This window comes from Oribacterium sp. WCC10 (assembly GCF_900113415.1).
GTDB lineage: Bacteria > Bacillota > Clostridia > Lachnospirales > Lachnospiraceae > Oribacterium.
On the sequence record NZ_FOPH01000007.1, the window covers coordinates 115,916 to 134,685 of the forward strand.

General features: G+C 42.7%; 13 protein-coding genes. All 13 read right to left on the reverse strand.

Translation table 11 applies throughout. The features are described 5' to 3' along the window. Positions 1-7: 7 nt before the first annotated feature. Positions 8-685 (reverse strand): metallophosphoesterase family protein, encoded by a 678-nt coding sequence (locus tag BM294_RS07190; protein ID WP_091206221.1) that lies wholly within the window; start codon positions 683-685, stop codon positions 8-10. After that, entirely contained in the window at positions 660-2,624 is a 1,965-nt protein-coding gene (locus tag BM294_RS07195) for a BMP family ABC transporter substrate-binding protein (protein WP_091206224.1), read from the reverse strand. Before BM294_RS07195 ends, BM294_RS07190 begins: the two co-directional genes overlap by 26 nt. 269 nt (positions 2,625-2,893) lie before the next feature. Continuing rightward, positions 2,894-4,150, reverse strand: coding sequence for a PspC-like choline-binding domain-containing protein (locus BM294_RS07200; protein WP_091206226.1), 1,257 nt, complete (start codon positions 4,148-4,150; stop codon positions 2,894-2,896). Positions 4,151-4,215: 65 nt separating this feature from the next. Beyond that, on the reverse strand, positions 4,216-6,174 hold the full coding sequence (locus tag BM294_RS07205) for a sugar phosphate nucleotidyltransferase (protein ID WP_091206229.1): 1,959 nt from the start codon (positions 6,172-6,174) through the stop codon (positions 4,216-4,218). Between the two features lie 375 nt (positions 6,175-6,549). Next, positions 6,550-8,685, reverse strand: coding sequence for a glutamine synthetase III family protein (locus tag BM294_RS07210; RefSeq protein WP_091206231.1), 2,136 nt, complete (start codon positions 8,683-8,685; stop codon positions 6,550-6,552). A gap of 344 nt (positions 8,686-9,029) precedes the next feature. Beyond that, positions 9,030-9,893 carry a class II fructose-1,6-bisphosphate aldolase gene (gene fba / locus BM294_RS07215; protein ID WP_091206233.1) on the reverse strand — a complete coding sequence of 288 codons (864 nt, stop codon included), beginning with the start codon at positions 9,891-9,893 and terminating at the stop codon, positions 9,030-9,032. Positions 9,894-10,187: 294 nt separating this feature from the next. Continuing rightward, a complete protein-coding gene (thrC, locus tag BM294_RS07220) occupies positions 10,188-11,669 on the reverse strand; it encodes a threonine synthase (RefSeq protein WP_330389834.1) in 1,482 nt (493 codons plus the stop codon). Next, a complete protein-coding gene (gene udk / locus BM294_RS07225) occupies positions 11,659-12,294 on the reverse strand; it encodes a uridine kinase (RefSeq protein ID WP_091206236.1) in 636 nt (211 codons plus the stop codon). Before udk ends, thrC begins: the two co-directional genes overlap by 11 nt. 133 nt (positions 12,295-12,427) lie before the next feature. Continuing rightward, positions 12,428-12,943 carry a VanZ family protein gene (locus BM294_RS07230; RefSeq protein ID WP_091206238.1) on the reverse strand — a complete coding sequence of 172 codons (516 nt, stop codon included), beginning with the start codon at positions 12,941-12,943 and terminating at the stop codon, positions 12,428-12,430. 122 nt (positions 12,944-13,065) lie between these two features. Continuing rightward, positions 13,066-13,788, reverse strand: a complete 723-nt coding sequence (locus BM294_RS07235) for an ABC transporter permease (RefSeq protein ID WP_091206241.1) — start codon at positions 13,786-13,788, stop codon at positions 13,066-13,068. Beyond that, entirely contained in the window at positions 13,757-14,728 is a 972-nt protein-coding gene (locus BM294_RS07240; protein ID WP_091206244.1) for an ABC transporter ATP-binding protein, read from the reverse strand. The genes BM294_RS07235 and BM294_RS07240 overlap by 32 nt, the downstream gene beginning before the upstream one ends. A gap of 189 nt (positions 14,729-14,917) precedes the next feature. Then, on the reverse strand, positions 14,918-17,548 hold the full coding sequence (locus BM294_RS07245) for a hypothetical protein (RefSeq protein ID WP_139225860.1): 2,631 nt from the start codon (positions 17,546-17,548) through the stop codon (positions 14,918-14,920). Then, positions 17,496-18,647: a sensor histidine kinase gene (locus BM294_RS07250; RefSeq protein ID WP_091206249.1), complete on the reverse strand. Its 1,152-nt coding sequence runs from the start codon at positions 18,645-18,647 to the stop codon at positions 17,496-17,498. The genes BM294_RS07245 and BM294_RS07250 overlap by 53 nt, the downstream gene beginning before the upstream one ends. Positions 18,648-18,770 lie beyond the last annotated feature (123 nt).

The window sequence follows — 18,770 nt, forward strand, 5'->3', positions numbered from 1 at the left end:
TTTAGTATCATCTTCTTGTTTTACTCATAGATACATTCTTATAAAGATCATACAGGAAGGATCCTGTCTTGCCCTCCTCGGGATGGTCTCCTTTCTTCAGGTCAAGATTGTACTTTTCATAGGCATTGATAATGACAGTACCCGACGGATGTGTACGGACACGCGAGAAGTCACCGTATGACTTATGAACATGACCGTGAATCATGTACTTAGGATGATACTTTTCCATAAGCTCATTGAAACACTCAAAGCCTCTGTGAGGAAGATCCTCCATATCTCCGTATCCCTTTGCCGGTGCATGGGTCAGCAGTATATCAAATCCATTGTGAAGCTTTATACTCCCTCTTAACCGGTCAATACGTTTCTCCATATCCCGTTCCGTATACATATACGGGCCATCCTTGTATTTCATGGAACCACCAAGCCCCAGAATCCGAAGCCCGTGATAGTCATATATTCTGTCATCCGCACAGTCACATCCAAGAGGCGGCTCATTAACATAATATGAGTCATGATTACCCGGAACATATATAAGAGGTGCATGTCCGACAGTCACAAGAAACTCAAGATATTTTGAGCTCAGATCCCCAGCCGAAATGATGAGATCAGTATCCTTAAGCTTAGACTCGTCATAATAATCATAGAGCGCTTTATCTTCTTCATCGGCTATCAGAAGTACCTTCATCTGCCTGCTCCCCCTTATTCACCATAAATCCACTCATGCGCATAAGCTCCTGTGCTCTTTCGTCAAATGCCTCCATACTGGGCACAGTACCGATAACGTTGTCATTTAGCCAATGCATATTCACAATCTCTTCTCCTGTCAGTGCCGGAGAATCCTCTCCCTTTATGAGTCCGGTCTGGCTGTAGAGTTCTCCGTCAAACGGATTGATTCCATCATCCATGATCCCCTTTTTAAGAATTCTCAGCATCTTTCTCGAGGCATATCCGAGCTGTCTTGAAAGAATCACATCTATGACTCCCGACTTCATGCCAAACCAGAAGTTAAGCGCCTTGTTATCCCTGGTAAGCATTGAGTTTCCCCATGTCCCTCCTAGAATGGAATTGATTATGATCTCATAATATTTACCCCAGTCAAATATCGGCATAGCAATATTGGAAACCACGTCTCCGTCAGCCACCATATACACTCCGAACTCTCTGGATATCTTCTTTGGTGGTGTGAGCTCGGGACCTGAAATCGTCATGATGTTCTCATCTCTCAGTTCCCGCTTCCAGTCTCTTCCCTTAAGTGCGGTCCACTTAAGGTGTATGCGTGCGTATGGATTCACCATCTGGGCACCTATGGCAAATGCATTAACATTGGCAAGAGTTCCATACTGAGGGCAAAGTTCGGCATAGCCTATATCATGTCCATCAGTAACAGAAGCTGCAAGAGCTCCCATAAGGAACTTTGCCTCATACATACGTCCGTAGTAGGTTCTGATGGTGTTGTAATTTGTATTTACTGAACAGTTTAGAATATAAATATCCGGGTGCTTTATCTGTGCCTTTACAGATGCATCAATCATCATCCCTGTGGTAGTGAAGATAACATCCGCCCCTGTATCGGCCGCTGCATCAATCGCTTCCGATACAAGTTCCGGGGTCTCGCAGTTCTCAAACCTGAAGGTATTTATACGGTCGCCGAACTTATCATCAAGATAATGTCTTCCAAACTCATGTCCGTATGCCCAACTTGAGGTCTCGGCACTCTTTTCATAGATAAATGCGATTTTGAGGGTATCACCTCTGAATCCCTTGTCCTGAGCAGCGAAAATGTTGAAAAGATTTTTTCTTTCTTTGTTTTCAAGTACATCCGGATCCTTCACAAGACTGACATCATCCGGATTCTTCAGGAATTCCCTCCATATCTGATCGAGATTACTTTCTATCGCTGTATTGGAAACATCCTGAATATTGTAAAGTCCGTAAACCTTGAGATAAAGTAAAAAGGCATCGCCCCGTGTGACTTCAAGGCGATTTCCACCCTTTCTGTCAAAAATATCGGAAAATCTGTCAAAAGCGGATTTTACGCTCTTACGTGTATCACTGTCCCATGGTCTGGACATCGGAAGTCCCAAAACATCACAAAGTTTCTGATACTGTCCTTCTTCGGAAAATCTGATACCATAAAAACCTGCGGCTTTGAAGAACTCAACAAACTCATAATATATATTATTTTCTTTGGTTCCGTTTCTCTCAGGCATTAATCTTATGACATCTGCAACAATGGATACTGCTCCGTTATATTTTGAAACCGAAACTCTCTTATTACCTTCCTGAACATAAAATCTGTTCATATACTCATACACGAGTATAGCATCCCTGATACCCTGATCCACTGCAGCATCATAGAGTATTCCCCACTTCATCGCAAACTCTGTTTTGGGGCTTAATATAGGCATGAAATTCGTCGCAAAGGATTCCTGTCTTCCTCTCGTCTTAGTGCCTGCGATGGCAGATATGGGTATCTCCATAACTCCCATACGATTCTCCGCAGTAATCACACTTTGGGAAATGATATCATCCAGTGCTGTAAGATAAGGATATCGACCTCCTGTCACATCCTTCCTGTACTGTCCGTCGCCAAGATGCTTGGCCTTAATATAATCATCTAACATAGTTATTCCACATTGCTTTGGCATTACGCCTTTGCCTGAAAGTTTATAGTCGTGTCTCTAAACATACAACAACGGGACCAGACGCATATGCCTGATCCCGTATAATAATACACTCTGCCATATGTTTTTGGCAAAAGAAATCTTCCGGAAAACACTGATTATACCGGTATCCTCTTGTCTCCTCCGATGTAAAGGTACGTTCCCAATGAAAACGGATAAAAACCATCAATACTCCGGTCCGGATGAACTTCAATCAAATCTTCCGTAAATCACTTTGGTCCTACGATAAGTCCCTCATCAAGTGTTGCAGAATCGCTGGTCACAACGGTCTTTGAGGAACTGCTTCCTGAACTTGAAGTTGTAGTAGATGAAGGAGCCTCAGTACCTGCAACAACTTTATTGCCAGATGATGATCCCGGAGTTGTCCCGGTCACAGTCTGTGTTGAACCTGAAGTATCCGGTGAAGTCACTGTTGATGTTCCTGATGTGGATACCGGAGAAGTATATGTAGCCGAGCTTCCGGTATTGTTTGTTGTATTTGTTGTAACGGTTGTGGTTGTTGTAGTAGTTGTAGTGGTACTTCCGTTAGTTGTACTTGTGGTACCTGTGGTAGAAGTGGTTTCTGACTGTGAGCTCTGTGTCGTTCCTGTGGCCGCATGTGTCACAGAGATACCGTTCACTGAACTTGTACATACTCCGTCACTGTTGAAGTCATATTCTTTACTATCGATGGTAAGCGTCTTGTTCTTAACCATCTTTCCGCTTTCCTTATCAAGATAGTAATATGAACCTTCTGACTCCAGCCAGCCCTTAACCATCTTTCCGTTCTGTGCGAAATAGTATTTCGCATCATCTATGGTCTTCCAGCCCTGAGCCATCTTTCCGTTTTCTTTATCAAGATAATACTTATTGCCTGATGTATCCGTCTTCCAGCCCGTCTGCATAACACCCTTTGTATTGAGGTAGTAGTATGCTCCGTTATTGGAATACCAGCCTGTCTGCATAACACCGTTAGACTCAAATCTGTACCAGTTGTCATCGATCTTTGCCCAGGAATCCATAATCAGAGTTCCGTCACCCGGTTGGAAATAATACCACTTATCATTAAGTTCTATCCAGCCTGTAGCCATGGAACCGTCCGTCTTCAGATAATACCATCTTACATTGTTGTTCTCGGTAAGCTTCAGCCAGCCTGTCTGCATAACACCGTCAGACTGAAGATAATACCACTTGTCTTCTATCTGCCTCCAGCCTGTAGCCATGAGACCGTTGCTTCTGAAGTAATGCCAGTTATCATTGATCTTCTTCCAACCGGTAACCATATAACCATCACTTCCGATGTAGTAATATCCGGATGATGTATGTATCCACTTGTTCTTGATGGTCTTGTTAGTAGACTCATCAACATAATAATATTTTCCGTCCTTCTGACCCCACCCCGCAAATGCTGTGGGCGCGATAACCGCACAACCGATGGCAAGACTCAGACCAACAACACCAAGTTTACCCTTCATATTCATAATCATAAGTCCTCCGCTATTATATGCTTAAATAATATCACGCCTTAAAGCGTACGTCCTTTTCTATTACATTAAATTTTTTCTAATTTTCGTAAGATTTTATAGGAGTCTTTAAAGTAACGGTACATCTTGAGTGTATAGTCCCCGAAAGATTCTCCAAGAGCCATTTTGTAAACACCCCATAGAGCCCAAAGAAGTCCGCCCATACCCATATACGCAACAACTATCGCATATGCATCGGTGTAATTCTCGCCATTAAGTGCAATTCCTCCATTTTCACCGAACACTTCAGCGCTTTTGCCATCCAGAACATCACGATAAGCGACAATGAAATCGCCGTTATGCCTATCGCCCGAACCCTCCGAAGCATCGGCATATACTTCTATGAGTTTTCCGGTTTCCTCATATGTCATATAGGAGTATATAGCCGCCATGGCAATATCAACAAGCGGATCAGCCATACCCGCATACTCCCAGTCTATCATTTTGAGTCCTTCGTCCGTAAAGATAAAGTTGTCCTTTACAGAATCAATATGTGCTATAGTCTTAGGTCTGTTAAGAGATTCCAGCCATCCAAGAACCTCTTCAGCCTGCATTCTGACTGTCGGATAGTCCTCATAGGGAACCGAAGCATTAACCTCTCTTATATCCTTTTCGTATCCGAGAAGCTCACGTCTGAAGTCAAATTCATGATTAAGCTTTATGCCCGAATTATGAAGTTTCTTCAGCATGGCCATACACGCTGTGAGCTCCTGTTCAATGGTGTAATCTGCATTCCTTGCACCGTTATAGTATCTTGATATCTTATAGCCGTTTTCTGCATTGAAGTAAACAAGTTCTTCAGTAATGCCAAGTCCGGTTACTGCCTTGTAGACATCACCCTCATGACGTCTGTTGATAAGTTTTTCGGTTCCCGGTCCGGGAATACGGCAGATATACGCTTTACCTCTGAACTTTTCAGGAATCTCAGGATCATCAGATATATTAAAATACCATGACTTATTGGTCATTCCGGCCTTCAGACACCTGATATTCACTATACCGGATTCCGGAACACCGAAAACATCGGAAACCAGCTGCATGGCACGAGAGCCAGAGTCATTAATATATTTCTCATCAAACAAACGAAGCTCTTCAAGGTTCTCGAACTCGTATACCTCTCCATCCGGACGCTTGTTAATGTATATATCCGGCAGGTTTCTGAGATTTCTGATGAGAACATCCTCCCAATAAAACTGCTCTGTGCCCGGCATCTTATAATACGCTTCGATCAGCGGCAGAAATGCATCAGAGAATTCCTTTGTGAAGTATACGGGGCCGTACATACACCACTTGTCTGATCCTCCGACATGAACCTCTTTAATGGCACCGTTCCTGCCTGTTTCCATGGCCCACTCACGGGTTTCTCCATTCATAAAAGTAGCCGCATACCAGGCGTCGGCCTCATAGCTATGATAGATATTATTCCTCATCCAGTTATCGGAAGACAGAATATAGCAGTTTTTCCCCTTAAGAAAATCCTTTGCATGATGCATAGTGGCCAGAGTATTCTTGCTGCTGAATTCCGGATTGTAAATAAGCTTTACATCATACTTGTCTATGAGGTAGTCAAACTTTTCTTTCAGGTATCCCACCATGATGGTAATGTCTCTGACTCCCACTTCGTGGAGCTGCCTGATCTGTCTCTCTATCATTCGCTCCCCGAAAACCTCAAGCAGTCCCTTGGGTGTTTCGTAGGTAAGCGGAACAAATCTGGAGCCGAAACCTGAAGCAAGAATAAGTGCCCTGTCAACTCTGTACTTTTCCAAAAGTTTTTTTCCTTTTTCGGTAAGTTCGTATGAAACATTACGTCCACGCCCCTCAGAACTCTCAACCTTTGAAAGAAGACCTTCCTCAACCGTTTCCGATATAAGCTTATTGGTCTTTCCCAGGGATACTTCCAGCTGAAGTGCAATATCTCTTTGTGTGCTTTCCTTATTCTCATATAGAGTGCGCAATATAATTATTGATTCTCTGCCTGCCTTACTCATATTTATTCCTCTATTCTTCTTATCATCCGTCTATTTCAACCGTTTTTGTTCATAACATCTCTTTTGTTTCAGCTTTTGAACATGATACCATTGTTTTATCTCCGGCACAAGCAGTCTGTTTATTTTGTCATTAATTGCAGATGATCCATTGATACTTTTGATGTAAGTATCAACCCCACCGGTTCATGCGTCTGTGCAATGATTGTGGCATTATGCCACGCCTGTATACTTTCCTTCCCATAATAAATAACCGTCAATCATCCCTCTTAAGGAACGATTGACGGTGTAAATGCAGCCAAACTATTACAATTACAATTCAGAATTCATACTTCCGGCGCTTTCGCCTTCTGACATACGAAAATGTTTTTTAGAATATTACGGCTCTGAAACTTCAAAGATAAGATCACCGTAGCTTGGATATGGCCAGAGATCCTTATCCACAATCTGCTCCAGCTCATCAACAGGTGAACGAAGTGCCTTCATGGCAGGTACAATAACATCATGATACTGATGTGCCTTCTTTTCTGCGTTCTTTTCTTTTCCGTACTTTTCTACCTTATCATAAAGATCTGTACGGGCTTTCTCCATGTCTGCAAGGAGCTTTGAAGCTCTTGAAAGAAGTGTCTTCTGAACCGAAACATCAGCATCAGGGCAGGCCGCCATAACCTTATTGACAGAATCCGCAAGTCTGGTTGTGTAATGAATAACTGCAGGTATGATCTGCTTTCCTGATATATTGATCATTGCACGGGCTTCAATATTGGTCACCTTTACATAGTGCTCATACTCAACTTCCTTACGGCTCTCAAGTTCTGACTGTGTATATATTCCAAATTCCTTAAATAGCTTAACAGCCTTCTCTGTAGTAAGAGCAGGAATAGCATCAACCATGGACGGAAGATTCGGAAGTCCGCGTCTCTCAGCTTCCTTTACCCACTCTTCACTATATCCGTTTCCGTTAAAGATGATTCTCTGATGCTCTGTAAGAAGTTTCTTTATGTAGTCGTGGCAGGCCGTCTTAAAATCAGATGACTTCTCAAGAACATCTGCAGCCTCTTTAAACTGCTCCGCAACGATTGAATCCAGAATGATATTGGCCTCAGCGATAGAATCACTTGAACCAACCATACGGAACTCAAACTTGTTTCCTGTAAATGCAAAAGGTGATGTACGGTTACGGTCTGTAACATCGGCATAGAGATCCGGCATGGTATTTACACCGGTAGGAAGTTTCTTGCCCTTCTTTGAATTTGTAGCGTAACCTGTACCTATAAGCTGCTGTACCACATCTTCAAGCTGTGTACCGATAAATGCTGAGATGATGGCTGGTGGTGCCTCATCAGCGCCTAGTCTGTGTTCATTTCCAACATCCGCTGCACTGAGTCTCATAAGATCTGCATGTTTATCAACCGCCGCAAGAATACATGCAAGAATCAGAAGAAACTGAATATTATCGTGAGGTGTCTCACCGGGACTCATAAGATTGATTCCGTCATCAGTTGTAAGAGACCAGTTATTATGCTTTCCTGAACCATTGATTCCTTCAAACGGCTTCTCGTGAAGAAGACACTCAAGACCATGCTTTGGAGCAGTCTTTTTCATAATCTCCATGACAAGCTGATTGTGGTCAACGGCAAGGTTAGCCTCATCATAAACAGGCGCAAGCTCATGTTGTGCAGGAGCAACCTCATTATGCTCGGTCTTTGCTGTCACTCCGAGCTTCCAGAGCTGCACATCGATATCACGCATGAACTCTGCAATTCTGTGACGGATAGAGCCGAAATAGTGATCGTCAAGTTCCTGTCCCTTGGCCGGCATAACTCCAAACAGAGTACGTCCTGTATATATGAGATCCTTGCGCTTCAGATATTTGTTTCGGTCTACAAGGAAGTATTCCTGCTCTGCGCCGACTGAAGGCTTAACTGTTTTTGATGTTGTATTTCCGAATAGTCTGAGAATACGAATGGCCTGCTCACTAACAGCCTGCATGGAACGAAGAAGCGGAGTCTTGGTATCAAGTGCCTCACCTCCAAAGGAGCAGAAAGATGTAGGAATACACAGAGTGACGATATCGTTATTGTCACCCTCGTGACGAAGAAATGCAGGGCTTGTGCAATCCCAGATGGTGTAGCCTCTGGCCTCAAATGTTGCACGTAATCCGCCTGATGGGAATGATGATGCATCTGCTTCACTGCGGACAAGTTCTTTTCCGGAGAACTCCATGATGACCTTGCCGTTCTGATCAGCTGCAGAAATAAAAGAATCATGCTTTTCGGCAGTAATACCTGTTAAAGGCTGGAACCAGTGAGTGTAATGAGTAGCGCCATGCTCCAATGCCCATTCTTTCATCGCCTGAGCGACGGAGTCAGCAATAGTAGGGTCAAGTTCATAGCCCTCTGTAATGGTCTTCTTAAGCTTCTTGTACACCGCTTTAGGAAGACGCTCCAGCATAACTTTGTCATTGAAGACATCTTCACCAAAGATCTCGGCAACGTTCAGAACATCATTCATTCTTAAATCTCCTTTTACTCCCTTATGAAAGGAAAATTCTAGTGGAACCTCTTGGCAGGACTGATAATTAAGTCCCTTCCGCCAAATTGCATATTTAATTGTGCTGTGCCGATTGTAAACCACAGCTAACTAAGTGGCAAGAAAAAATTTTCTATGCTTTCCCATAAAGACATTGGCAAAAAGTTACATATAGCGTTTTTTCTCGTCCTGTGAAACGAATTGAATTTCTCTGCCAGCAATTCTCCCCCATTAACCATACAAGATCCATTTACATGAATTTGTCATACAAAAAAGGAGCCGCCGAAGCGACTCCTGTAACAATCATTGTTTTCTTTTCAAAAGCATCAAGCCTTGTTGCCTGAACCGAAGATAGCAATCTTGTTCTTGCACTCAGCAATGATAGCATCTGTGCCCGGCTTAAGAAGCTTACGAGGATCGTAGCCCTTGCCTTCCTTATCCTTACCAGCCTCTACGTATGTTCTTGTAGCTGCTGCAAATACAAGCTGAAGCTCTGTATTAACGTTAATCTTAGAAACGCCAAGAGAAATAGCTTTCTTGATCTGGTCCTCAGGGATACCTGAACCACCGTGAAGAACTAATGGAAGCTCGCCGATCTGATCCTTGATAGCTGCAAGAACATCAAAATCAAGTCCCTTCCAGTCAGCAGGATATACACCGTGAATGTTACCGATACCTGCAGCAAGGAAATCAACACCGAGCTCAGCGATCATCTTGCACTCTGCAGGATCAGCCTTCTCACCGTCAGATGCAACACCGTCTTCAACACCACCGATGCCGCCAACCTCTGCTTCGATAGAGATGCCCTTATCGTGTGCAATCTTTACAAGTTCCTTTGTCTTCTCAACATTCTCTGCGATATCATAGTGAGAACCATCGAACATGATAGAAGTGAAACCTGCCTCGATGCAAGCCTTTGAGCCTTCGTATGTTCCGTGATCAAGGTGAAGAGCTACAGGAACAGTGATTCCAAGAGACTCATCCATAGCCTTAACCATAGCTGCAACTGTCTTGAAACCTGTCATGTACTTACCTGCACCCTCAGATACACCGAGAATTACAGGAGACTTAGCCTCTTCACAAGCAAGAAGAATTGACTTTGTCCACTCAAGATTGTTGATGTTGAACTGTGGAACTGCATAATGACCTGCAAGAGCCTTATCCAGCATTTCCTTTGCGTTTACTAACATTTTATGTCCTCCTAATGTAATAACTTATACAAAGTATGTGAATAGTTTAACATACTTTGAGTTGTATTTCTACAAGAACATAAAAGAGTTTTTCTCTTATAATGTTCTCATAAATTCAAAATAATAGTGAAACGCCGATATATCTGTGTTTCTTCAAAACCATCTTGTTCTATCATACCATTTCCTTCGTAATTATTAAACTTGCTTTATTAAAAAAACAAATTTAACTGTATTGATCTTTTCCGAGCAAAAAAGGAAACACCGATTAAATCAGTGTTTCCCTGAAAAACATCATCATCCGAAAAGGAATGTCTCTACGGTTTTCTCCATATCCGTAACTTCACAAACTGTATTGTGACGTATCTCTGCGCTGCGAACATCCTTTATAGCCTTTGGTTCAGGAGTTCCGGAAATCTCATGGAGTCTGTCAATAACTAAAAAAACATCCTCGTCATCATATTTCTCACCGAGCGCCTTCATGACATTAGGCGAAAACTTGTACGGGCTCGCAGTAGATGCGATGACAGTCTTTGTCTTATCTCCTGTCTTATCCACATACTTGTCATAAACCGCCTTGGCAACCGCTGTATGAGGATCCATAACATACCCTGTCCTATCCTTAAGAGCCTTAATGGATGCAAATACCTCATCTTCACTTGCAAAGCCACCGAAGAAATCAGCTATAAACTCCTTCATATCATCAGTTATATCATAAACACCCTGCTCGCGAAGAGCCTTCATAAGACCTGAAGTCTTCTCAGCTGAACGTCCTGTACTTAAGTAAATAAGACGCTCAAGGTTTGAACTTATAAGAATGTCCATGGAAGGACTTGATGTAAGAATGAAAGGACGGTTTCGGTCATACTTTCCGGTTCCGAAGAAATCAGTAAGAACCCTGTTTTCATTGGATGCACAGATAAGTCTGTCGATAGGAACACCCATATGCTTTGCAAAATATGCCGCAAGAATGTTGCCGAAATTTCCCGTCGGAACGCAGACATTGATTTTCTCTCCATCCTCTATCTCGCCCTGACTGAGAAGCTGTGCATATGAATATACGTAGTAGGCAACCTGCGGAACCAGTCTGCCGATATTGATGGAGTTTGCAGAACTCAGAATAACACCCTTATCCTTTAATTTTGAAGTGAATTCTCTGTCTCCGAAAATCTTCTTCACTCCTGTCTGGGCATCATCGAAATTACCTCTGATGGCAGCCGCATGAGTATTCTTACCAGGCTCTGTTCTCATCTGAAGTTCCTGGAATCTGGATACACCTCCATAAGGATAGAACACTATGATCTCTGTGCCAGGAACATCACTGAAACCCGCCATGGCGGCCTTTCCCGTATCTCCTGATGTAGCCGTGAGGATAACGATCTTGTCAGTAACATTGTTCTTTCTCGCACTTGTAACCATGAAGTGAGGAAGGATAGAAAGAGCCATATCCTTAAATGCTATGGTCTTTCCATGGAAAAGCTCAAGGAAATAAGCATCGTCCTTCTTAACCAAAGGAGCTATAGCCGGTGTCTCAAATTTCTCATCATATGCGGAATTGATGCAATGACGGAGCTCTTCCTCGGTGAAATCAGTCAGATACTCCTTGATGACTTCGTAGCAAACATCCTGATAAGACATCCTGCTGAGATCCTTCAGAGAAGTCTTCAGCGCAGGAATCGACTCAGGCATGAAAAGACCACCGTCATCCGCAAGTCCCTTAAGTATAGCCTCTGATGCCTGTAAACCTGTTTCTCCACCGCGTGTGCTGTTATAAAGCATTGGTATTATTCCCTCCATTTTCTAAAAGACTTTTGATCTTAGTCTTCATGAGATCAAATGCTACATCATTCAATCCACTGTTGATAACGATATCTGCCTTGGCTTTTGTGGGTTCAACGTAAAGATAATGCATAGGTTTTACGGTAGTCAGATACTGGGTTGAAATATCCTCAACCTGTCTTCCCCTCTCCTTAACGTCACGAATAATACGCCTGATGATTCTCTCATCTGCATCGGCTTCAACATATATCTTAATATCAAAAAGTGAACGCAGCTCAGGGTTCTCAAGAACCAGAATACCCTCAACAATAATGATCTTCGAGGGCATAAGCTCAATAGTTTCTGATGTCCGGTTATGCTGTGAATAGTCATACACAGGGCACTGAACAGATTCTCCTCTTCTCAGTTTCTTCAAATGTGCGATAAGAAGATCTGTCTCAAAGGCATCAGGAGAATCATAGTTGTTTTTCTGCCTTATCTCAAATGGAATTCCGTCATTGGATTTATAGTAATTATCGTGGTAGATAACTGTGACTTTGTCACCAAACTCTGCTTTGAGTCGATTGGTAAATGTAGACTTGCCGGAACCTGAACCGCCGGCGATACCGATCATGATACAGCTCATTTTAACACCTCTATTTGAAAACGGACGTACAGTCCTTGATTTTACGTTTACACCATTTAAGCATATTAACCCTGTGTTTTCAACCGAAGATAAAAGAAAAACAGGGTACAGAACCCTGTTTTATAAATCACGGTTATGCCACAGATACTCTGCGAAAGCATAATCTTTCTGATATTATTTTTTTAGATACATAAAGAATCAAAAGCCCCGCAAATGCCCCGGCAGCATCAATCATAACATCACTGATCTGCCCTGATCGTCCGGGAACAAAAAGCTGATGTATCTCATCCGTTGCCGCATACATGGATGCCAATGCCAGCGCTGACAGCGCCTTCTTTTTCCACGGACAGTTCATAAAGCCTTCCAGCGTAGTTAATATAAACATTCCGAGTATGGCATATTCTGTTGCGTGTGCAGTCTTCCTGACCGGATGATCTATCATTTCTGCTATATGTCTCTGTTCATCCGGAGATAGTTCTCGGAATCCCGGCACACATATATAAGCAATAGCTTCACCCACTCTAAGACTGGTTTCCGTTGATTCATCTGCCGGTTGGGATGACATCATAAATATCACCATCATCCACAATACAGTCAGAAAAAGGAAAAACCACCTAAGCTTTTCATCCATCGATGCTCTTTGTCTCATTATAACTTTATCCTCTTTTTCGGATCACCACGCTCAACCACAGGCATATCCGAAATAAACACATCCTTTATCCTTACAGTGCACCATATTACTCAAAAGAGCTCTGACAGGCAAGGACTTTCTCATCCCTCTCTGAGCTTTCGTCTCTTGTGAGGTGTAATGTGTCTCTTGCTGAGATACAACATAAAGATTGAAATGGCGATCATAAATGCAAGTACCACTGCCAGCAGTCTGCCGCCCTGTATCTCCAGAGACTCTCTGAAGAGGAATCCGCCAAGCATAAAAAAATAACTCAGAAATATTATCACATAAGCTACAGCAGTTGCCGCTGTAGTGGCACTGATAAATGAGCTTACCATGATGCCGACACTTGCACAGAAAAGCGCGGAACATATCAGAAATCCAAAAAAAATGGCTATCTGAACAAATGTTATTCCACCGTATATATATACTGTTGCAAGAATCGGTATGGAGGTAACAACGAGAAGAAGAAGCGTTCCCATTGTTCCCATCAGCTTACCCACAACTATGTCCCAGGGATCAAGCTGAGTCGTCAACAGCAGATCCAAAGTCTTTCTTTCTCTTTCTGCCGATATGGAAGATGCCGTAAGTGCCGGAGTGATGATCAATATCAAAAGTATCTCCGCCACCGCAGCTATATAGTAGATTCTCAGGAATCCGGCATAAGCAATCTCTCCCGTCGCCTTTGCACTCTTTGCTATATAAAAGAGATTCATAAGAATAAGAATAGAAAGGCCGCCGTTAACACCGGTTAAAAGAGCCGGCAGCGTCAGGCGCCTTGCACTTGTTATCTCATCCTTCAGAAAAATCGGATTCAGCTTCATAGTAGGTCACCCTCCTTTCCTCTCTCGCTCCTGTAAGCTGCAGGAACAATGACTCAAGATTGCCTTTCTCACGATGAAATCCCCTTACAGGTACTCCTCCCTCAACAAGTTTTTTCAGCAAATTGGACTCATCCTTTTCAGTGCCCGAATAGGAGATGAGGAGATCTTTATTTCTTATGCTCACCGAACGCACCTGCTTATCCGACCTCAATGTCTGAAGTGCAGAACTCATATTTCCGGCAATGGAAATGATGATAGGATTTGATGCATTAACCTGATCAAGTACATCCTCGATCTTTCCTTCCATCACCATCTTTCCCTGATCTATAATGCCAATATCAGTGCATAATTCCGATATCTCATTTAAAACATGGGATGAAATAACAATGGTTTTGCCCGAATCTGCCAGATTCGCGATTATCTGCCGGAATTCAAATCTGGTATTAATGTCAAGCCCCTCTGTCGGCTCATCAAGGATCAGTATCTTGGGATCGTGAATAAGTGCTCTTGCAAGACTAAGTTTCTGCTGACCTCCTCTGTTCAGAGAATCCATAAACTGATTCTGTCTTTCCTGAAGCCCCACCATGTTAAGAAGCATCTGTATGCGTCGCTTGGTTTTAGTCTCCTGTCCGTCATAGCAGTCCGCAAAGAAATTCATATACTCAATGATTCTGAGATTTGGATAGCTTCCGGTATCATCCGGCACATAGCCTATTCTCTTTTTCAGTCTTCGCACATTGGATCCGGCCTCCATATCGTCAACCATGACTATACCCTCATCAGGGAACTCCAATCCGCACATCATCTGTATGGCAGTGGACTTGCCGGCCCCGTTCGGACCGACAAAACCATACATGGCACCGTCCTCTATGTGCATAGTGAGACCATCCAAAGCATTAACATGTCCATATGTTTTTTTGACATTATCAAGTGTTATCACAGACAGCCTCCTTCCTAAATTCATTCTTTTTTTAATGTGAGCGCCATAATATAAGCCACTCACTGATCAACACAGCATTCACTCATTCATGTGCTATAAATAAGGAATTGTTTCGGATTCCTTTGAACACCTAAAAGCGCATGGTTCCATCGATTAAAAATCGAAGTCAGCAGTGCTATTGAATATCTGTCAGCCTGCAGCGGTTTCTGCAGCAATTGTCTCTCCTGCCCCCTCAGTTTCTGCAGTCTCTGTCACACCGGGAGCAGTTTCCGAAACCACTACAGTCCCCTCAGTGCCGACCGGTGAAGGTCCTGCTTCCGTTTCCTGAGTTTCACTATCGTCTGATTCTCCGTTCATATCCGACTCAAGTATCTGATCTATGACAGCAACATTTTCCTTTACGGTCACTGTAATCATAGGCAGATAGCTTCTTTCATCGATTCCGGCGTTTTGCTCACTTGGTGTATACTTGATCACTAGAACATTATCCATATTGAGATAAGGAGTCAGATCCGTTCTGTTCAATACTCCGTTTCCTATATCCATGGCATCAAATCCACCCGTCTGATTGTTGTAGAAACTGAGACTTCCCTTGAAAGGTTTAATGTTTCCTATTATTTCCCTGTCCTCTGAGAATTCTGTTCCCAGACTCTCTATACTTATGCTCTTGATATTGCTTCCTTCTCCGAGATGATAGGAAAGAACTGTAGGAACTATTCCCGAAATCGTATTGTCACTTACATTATAGTAACCGGAATCCACCTCAGGATCAGTTGATAATGCACTGTAGCTGTACTCATCTCCCACCCTTGTATTTAACGGAAGTGATGATACAACCATAGTCGTACCGTAACTCTCATAGTTTGTCTCACTTGTAAATTCCAGGCTGTCATCTCCGGTATCTTCACGAACAAACCCCACGAGCTTTGCATCGCTGTAGTAACCTGTCATATTGTTTGATATATAGTATTTCAGGAATCCTTTATCAGCTCCGTTTGCCACCGTATCTGCAATTCGCTGAAAATCTCCCACGGGCACATTGATCATTTCCTTGCCGGAAAGTTCAACACTCTCCCCTGCATCAAGCTTTCCGATAAGGATAACCTTACCGTAGATCAGTATCGCAGCATCCGAAAGAGAGTACTTTGAGTCATTCTTTAGTGTTCCCTCTACTTTTCCCCCGAAATACACCATATCAGATGTAAAACTTCCGCCTGTGTTAGGTGTTTTTGTATTAAGTTCAAAGTATCTTGCCGTGAATGGAGCGGTGTTGGTGATGGTGATTTCCGTTTTATCTCTGTTGTTACTTATGGTAGTATGTCCCGCGTTCTCATTCATGGCTATATCCTGTATATCGCCATTGTAATCAGACCCCTTAAGTACAGGATATACGTAGTACTCAGACTTCACATCCAGGCTGTAAGGTTTGTAGTACGGAGATCTCAAGTTTATATAATCGGTCTCATTTACACTATGTTCCGATACTTCCTTTAGTCTCGCATAGGTGAGGAATGGTCCTGTAAGTCTGGTTCCCACCCCCATGACCCATATGAGCAGTGTAGCCAATATAGTGATGACAAGTACACTGGAACGATAAATACGTATCATTTCATGGGTACGAAGATAAAAATATATTCCGGGACCAATCAGAAGCACATAAGCCATCAGAATAACAACATAAAACATGGGCTCAGGTATCTTTGTTATGTCACTCATATTCATAAGTGACTTTATATCCCAATAAAGCTTCAGACTCCTCTCCGAAGCTGCTGTGGACAGCTTGTCAAGACGGCTCTGTCCAAGTATCGCAGTAAACAGCTGATCAACGTAGAAGTACTGGTCTGTTGCAAAACGCTGTATATCACAAAAATCATATCCACATACAGCTATTACTCCGACACCCTCTGTAACTGTAGAAAGGATAGGCATATTGTCCGAAAACATGACCGCTCTTCCACCGTTAAGCGTTATTATTGAGGTTGTCAGTTTCAATGTTCCATTCTGCGATCCTGTGTTGTCCTCAACCATCTGAACTTTCATTTCTGTGGGAGACAGGGGATTTTTCAAATATTTATTGAAGTAAGGAGCCAGTGCCTGCTCACCTCTTGCTCCGGTTCCCATCACCAGCACGCCTCCATTCCTGACCCACTCAAGAATGGTGTTTGCTTCACTCTCCTTCATGAGTTCTGCGGTGTAACCCGAAATCAGCAGTACATCAAGCTGGTCAAGTTCTTTCTTATCCTGAGGAAGCTTCTCCAGGTTCAGTCCAACTGTTCTGGTGCGAAGTATACCGTTGTTGATTCCCACACCTCCGAGATAAGACAAGGCCTCTGGATTCTGGGATATGGTTCCTATGATCAGTTCTGCATCAGATCCGGCCACATCAAGTCCCACTCTTCTTGAACCCATGATATTTCCGTTTATATCCTCAGCGGTCACAAGTATCTGATTTACGCCTGAACTCAGTGACACAGTAACCGAAAGCGTATCATCAGATTCACCCTCTACCGTCTTTTTATATCTGTATTCATATACACTGTTTTCAGCCTCAACCATATATACATGTATATATCCCGAAAAAGTCTGTTCACCTGTATTGTCTATATAGATGCTGAGCGGAAGGAATCTTCCGGCCTTTGCAATATTCTGGTATCCATATGTCACGGAAATATCTATGGTATCTCCACGAGATGTAAATGCAGAACAGAATATGATCACAAAAAAGAAGCAGAATGCTACAGACCACGTCCTCAAAACACCGGTAAGTCTATGCCTGTCTTCTCTGGTCAAAGCTTCTGGTTTCAATATTTCTGGATTCAAAATTTTCCTTCCCCTCCTCAAAATGAATCTTCAGCTTTACTGTAAATACAGTGCCTGAGAGATCTGAAGAAACCGATACCGCGCCATGATGCATATCAGTGATATTCTTTACTATGGCAAGACCGAGTCCTGTTCCTCCCGGACCATTCTGTGTTGTACGGCTGTGATCGGTTCTGTAAAATCTGTCGAAAATAAGCGGAAGCTCCTTTTCAGGGATAACATAACCATAGTTTACTATCTTTATGGTCACAAGTTCCCTGTCTGCTCTCAGATTTACCTTTACCCTTTTCCCTTCTTTTCCGTACTTTATCGCATTATTGATGAGATTATCAAAGAGTCTCGCAAGAAGATCTCCATCCGCTTCAATGATCTGTGATTCCGTATTTGATACAAAATCATAACTTAGACCGTTATTCACAAAATTCGGATAGCTCTCTTCAAGAAGCTGGGCAAGTAACTTAACTATATCTACATCAGAGACATTGAGATTCACCTTACCATAGGACAGCTTTGTGAATCCAAACAGCTCTTCTATAAGCTTCTGAAGTCTCTCTGATTTGTTATAGGCTATCTCCAGATATTTCTGCTGCATACCCGGAGATATATTCTTATTCTTTCTGAGAAGTTCCAGATATCCGATGATAGATGTAAGCGGTGTTCTTAGATCATGGGCCACATTTGTGATAAGGTCAGTCTTTGACTGCTCGGAATTACGTTCCTTTTCTATAAGCTCACGAATATCCTTCTCCATTCGGTTAATGTTTTCCGCTATCTCCGTAAACTCTCCCTCACCCATAACCTCCAGACTGGTACTCAGATCTCCCTCTGAAATCTGCTGAACCGCATTGGCTATAGCTTCGATATCCCTTGCGGTTTTTCTCTGCATCATAAGAAAAGTAAAAGAAAATATCACTATTCCAAGCAATACAAATAACAGAACACTTATAGTAGAACCAAAAGCAAAACGCTGTATGGCAGGTGAAGTATTCCCCGTCTGATACAGAAAGCTTGTTATGGCTGTGATATTGGTTATCAGGAACACTTCTATGACTGAAGCAATGACCGTGGAAACGGCAATATTGGCCACAAGCTGTATCATATAGCCTCGTCCCGGACTGTTAACCTGACTTTTGTTTTGTGATTTATCGTTATCCAATGTCTCTCTCAATTCTATTAATTATTTTTTAGGACGTGAGTGTCAAAACAATTCTTCACTCAGGAA

What these genes read in the sequence shown, in the direction of transcription:
- udk (WP_091206236.1), bottom strand. Translation starts at nt 12,294, where the DNA reads ATGAGCTGTATCATGATCGGTATCGCCGGCGGTTCAGGTTCCGGCAAG.
- BM294_RS07190 (WP_091206221.1), bottom strand. Translation starts at nt 685, where the DNA reads ATGAAGGTACTTCTGATAGCCGATGAAGAAGATAAAGCGCTCTATGAT.
- thrC (WP_330389834.1), bottom strand. Translation starts at nt 11,669, where the DNA reads ATGCTTTATAACAGCACACGCGGTGGAGAAACAGGTTTACAGGCATCA.
- BM294_RS07210 (WP_091206231.1), bottom strand. Translation starts at nt 8,685, where the DNA reads ATGAATGATGTTCTGAACGTTGCCGAGATCTTTGGTGAAGATGTCTTC.
- BM294_RS07250 (WP_091206249.1), bottom strand. Translation starts at nt 18,647, where the DNA reads ATGATACAGCTTGTGGCCAATATTGCCGTTTCCACGGTCATTGCTTCA.
- BM294_RS07230 (WP_091206238.1), bottom strand. Translation starts at nt 12,943, where the DNA reads ATGAGACAAAGAGCATCGATGGATGAAAAGCTTAGGTGGTTTTTCCTT.
- BM294_RS07195 (WP_091206224.1), bottom strand. Translation starts at nt 2,624, where the DNA reads ATGTTAGATGATTATATTAAGGCCAAGCATCTTGGCGACGGACAGTAC.
- BM294_RS07235 (WP_091206241.1), bottom strand. Translation starts at nt 13,788, where the DNA reads ATGAAGCTGAATCCGATTTTTCTGAAGGATGAGATAACAAGTGCAAGG.
- BM294_RS07200 (WP_091206226.1), bottom strand. Translation starts at nt 4,150, where the DNA reads ATGATTATGAATATGAAGGGTAAACTTGGTGTTGTTGGTCTGAGTCTT.
- BM294_RS07205 (WP_091206229.1), bottom strand. Translation starts at nt 6,174, where the DNA reads ATGAGTAAGGCAGGCAGAGAATCAATAATTATATTGCGCACTCTATAT.
- fba (WP_091206233.1), bottom strand. Translation starts at nt 9,893, where the DNA reads ATGTTAGTAAACGCAAAGGAAATGCTGGATAAGGCTCTTGCAGGTCAT.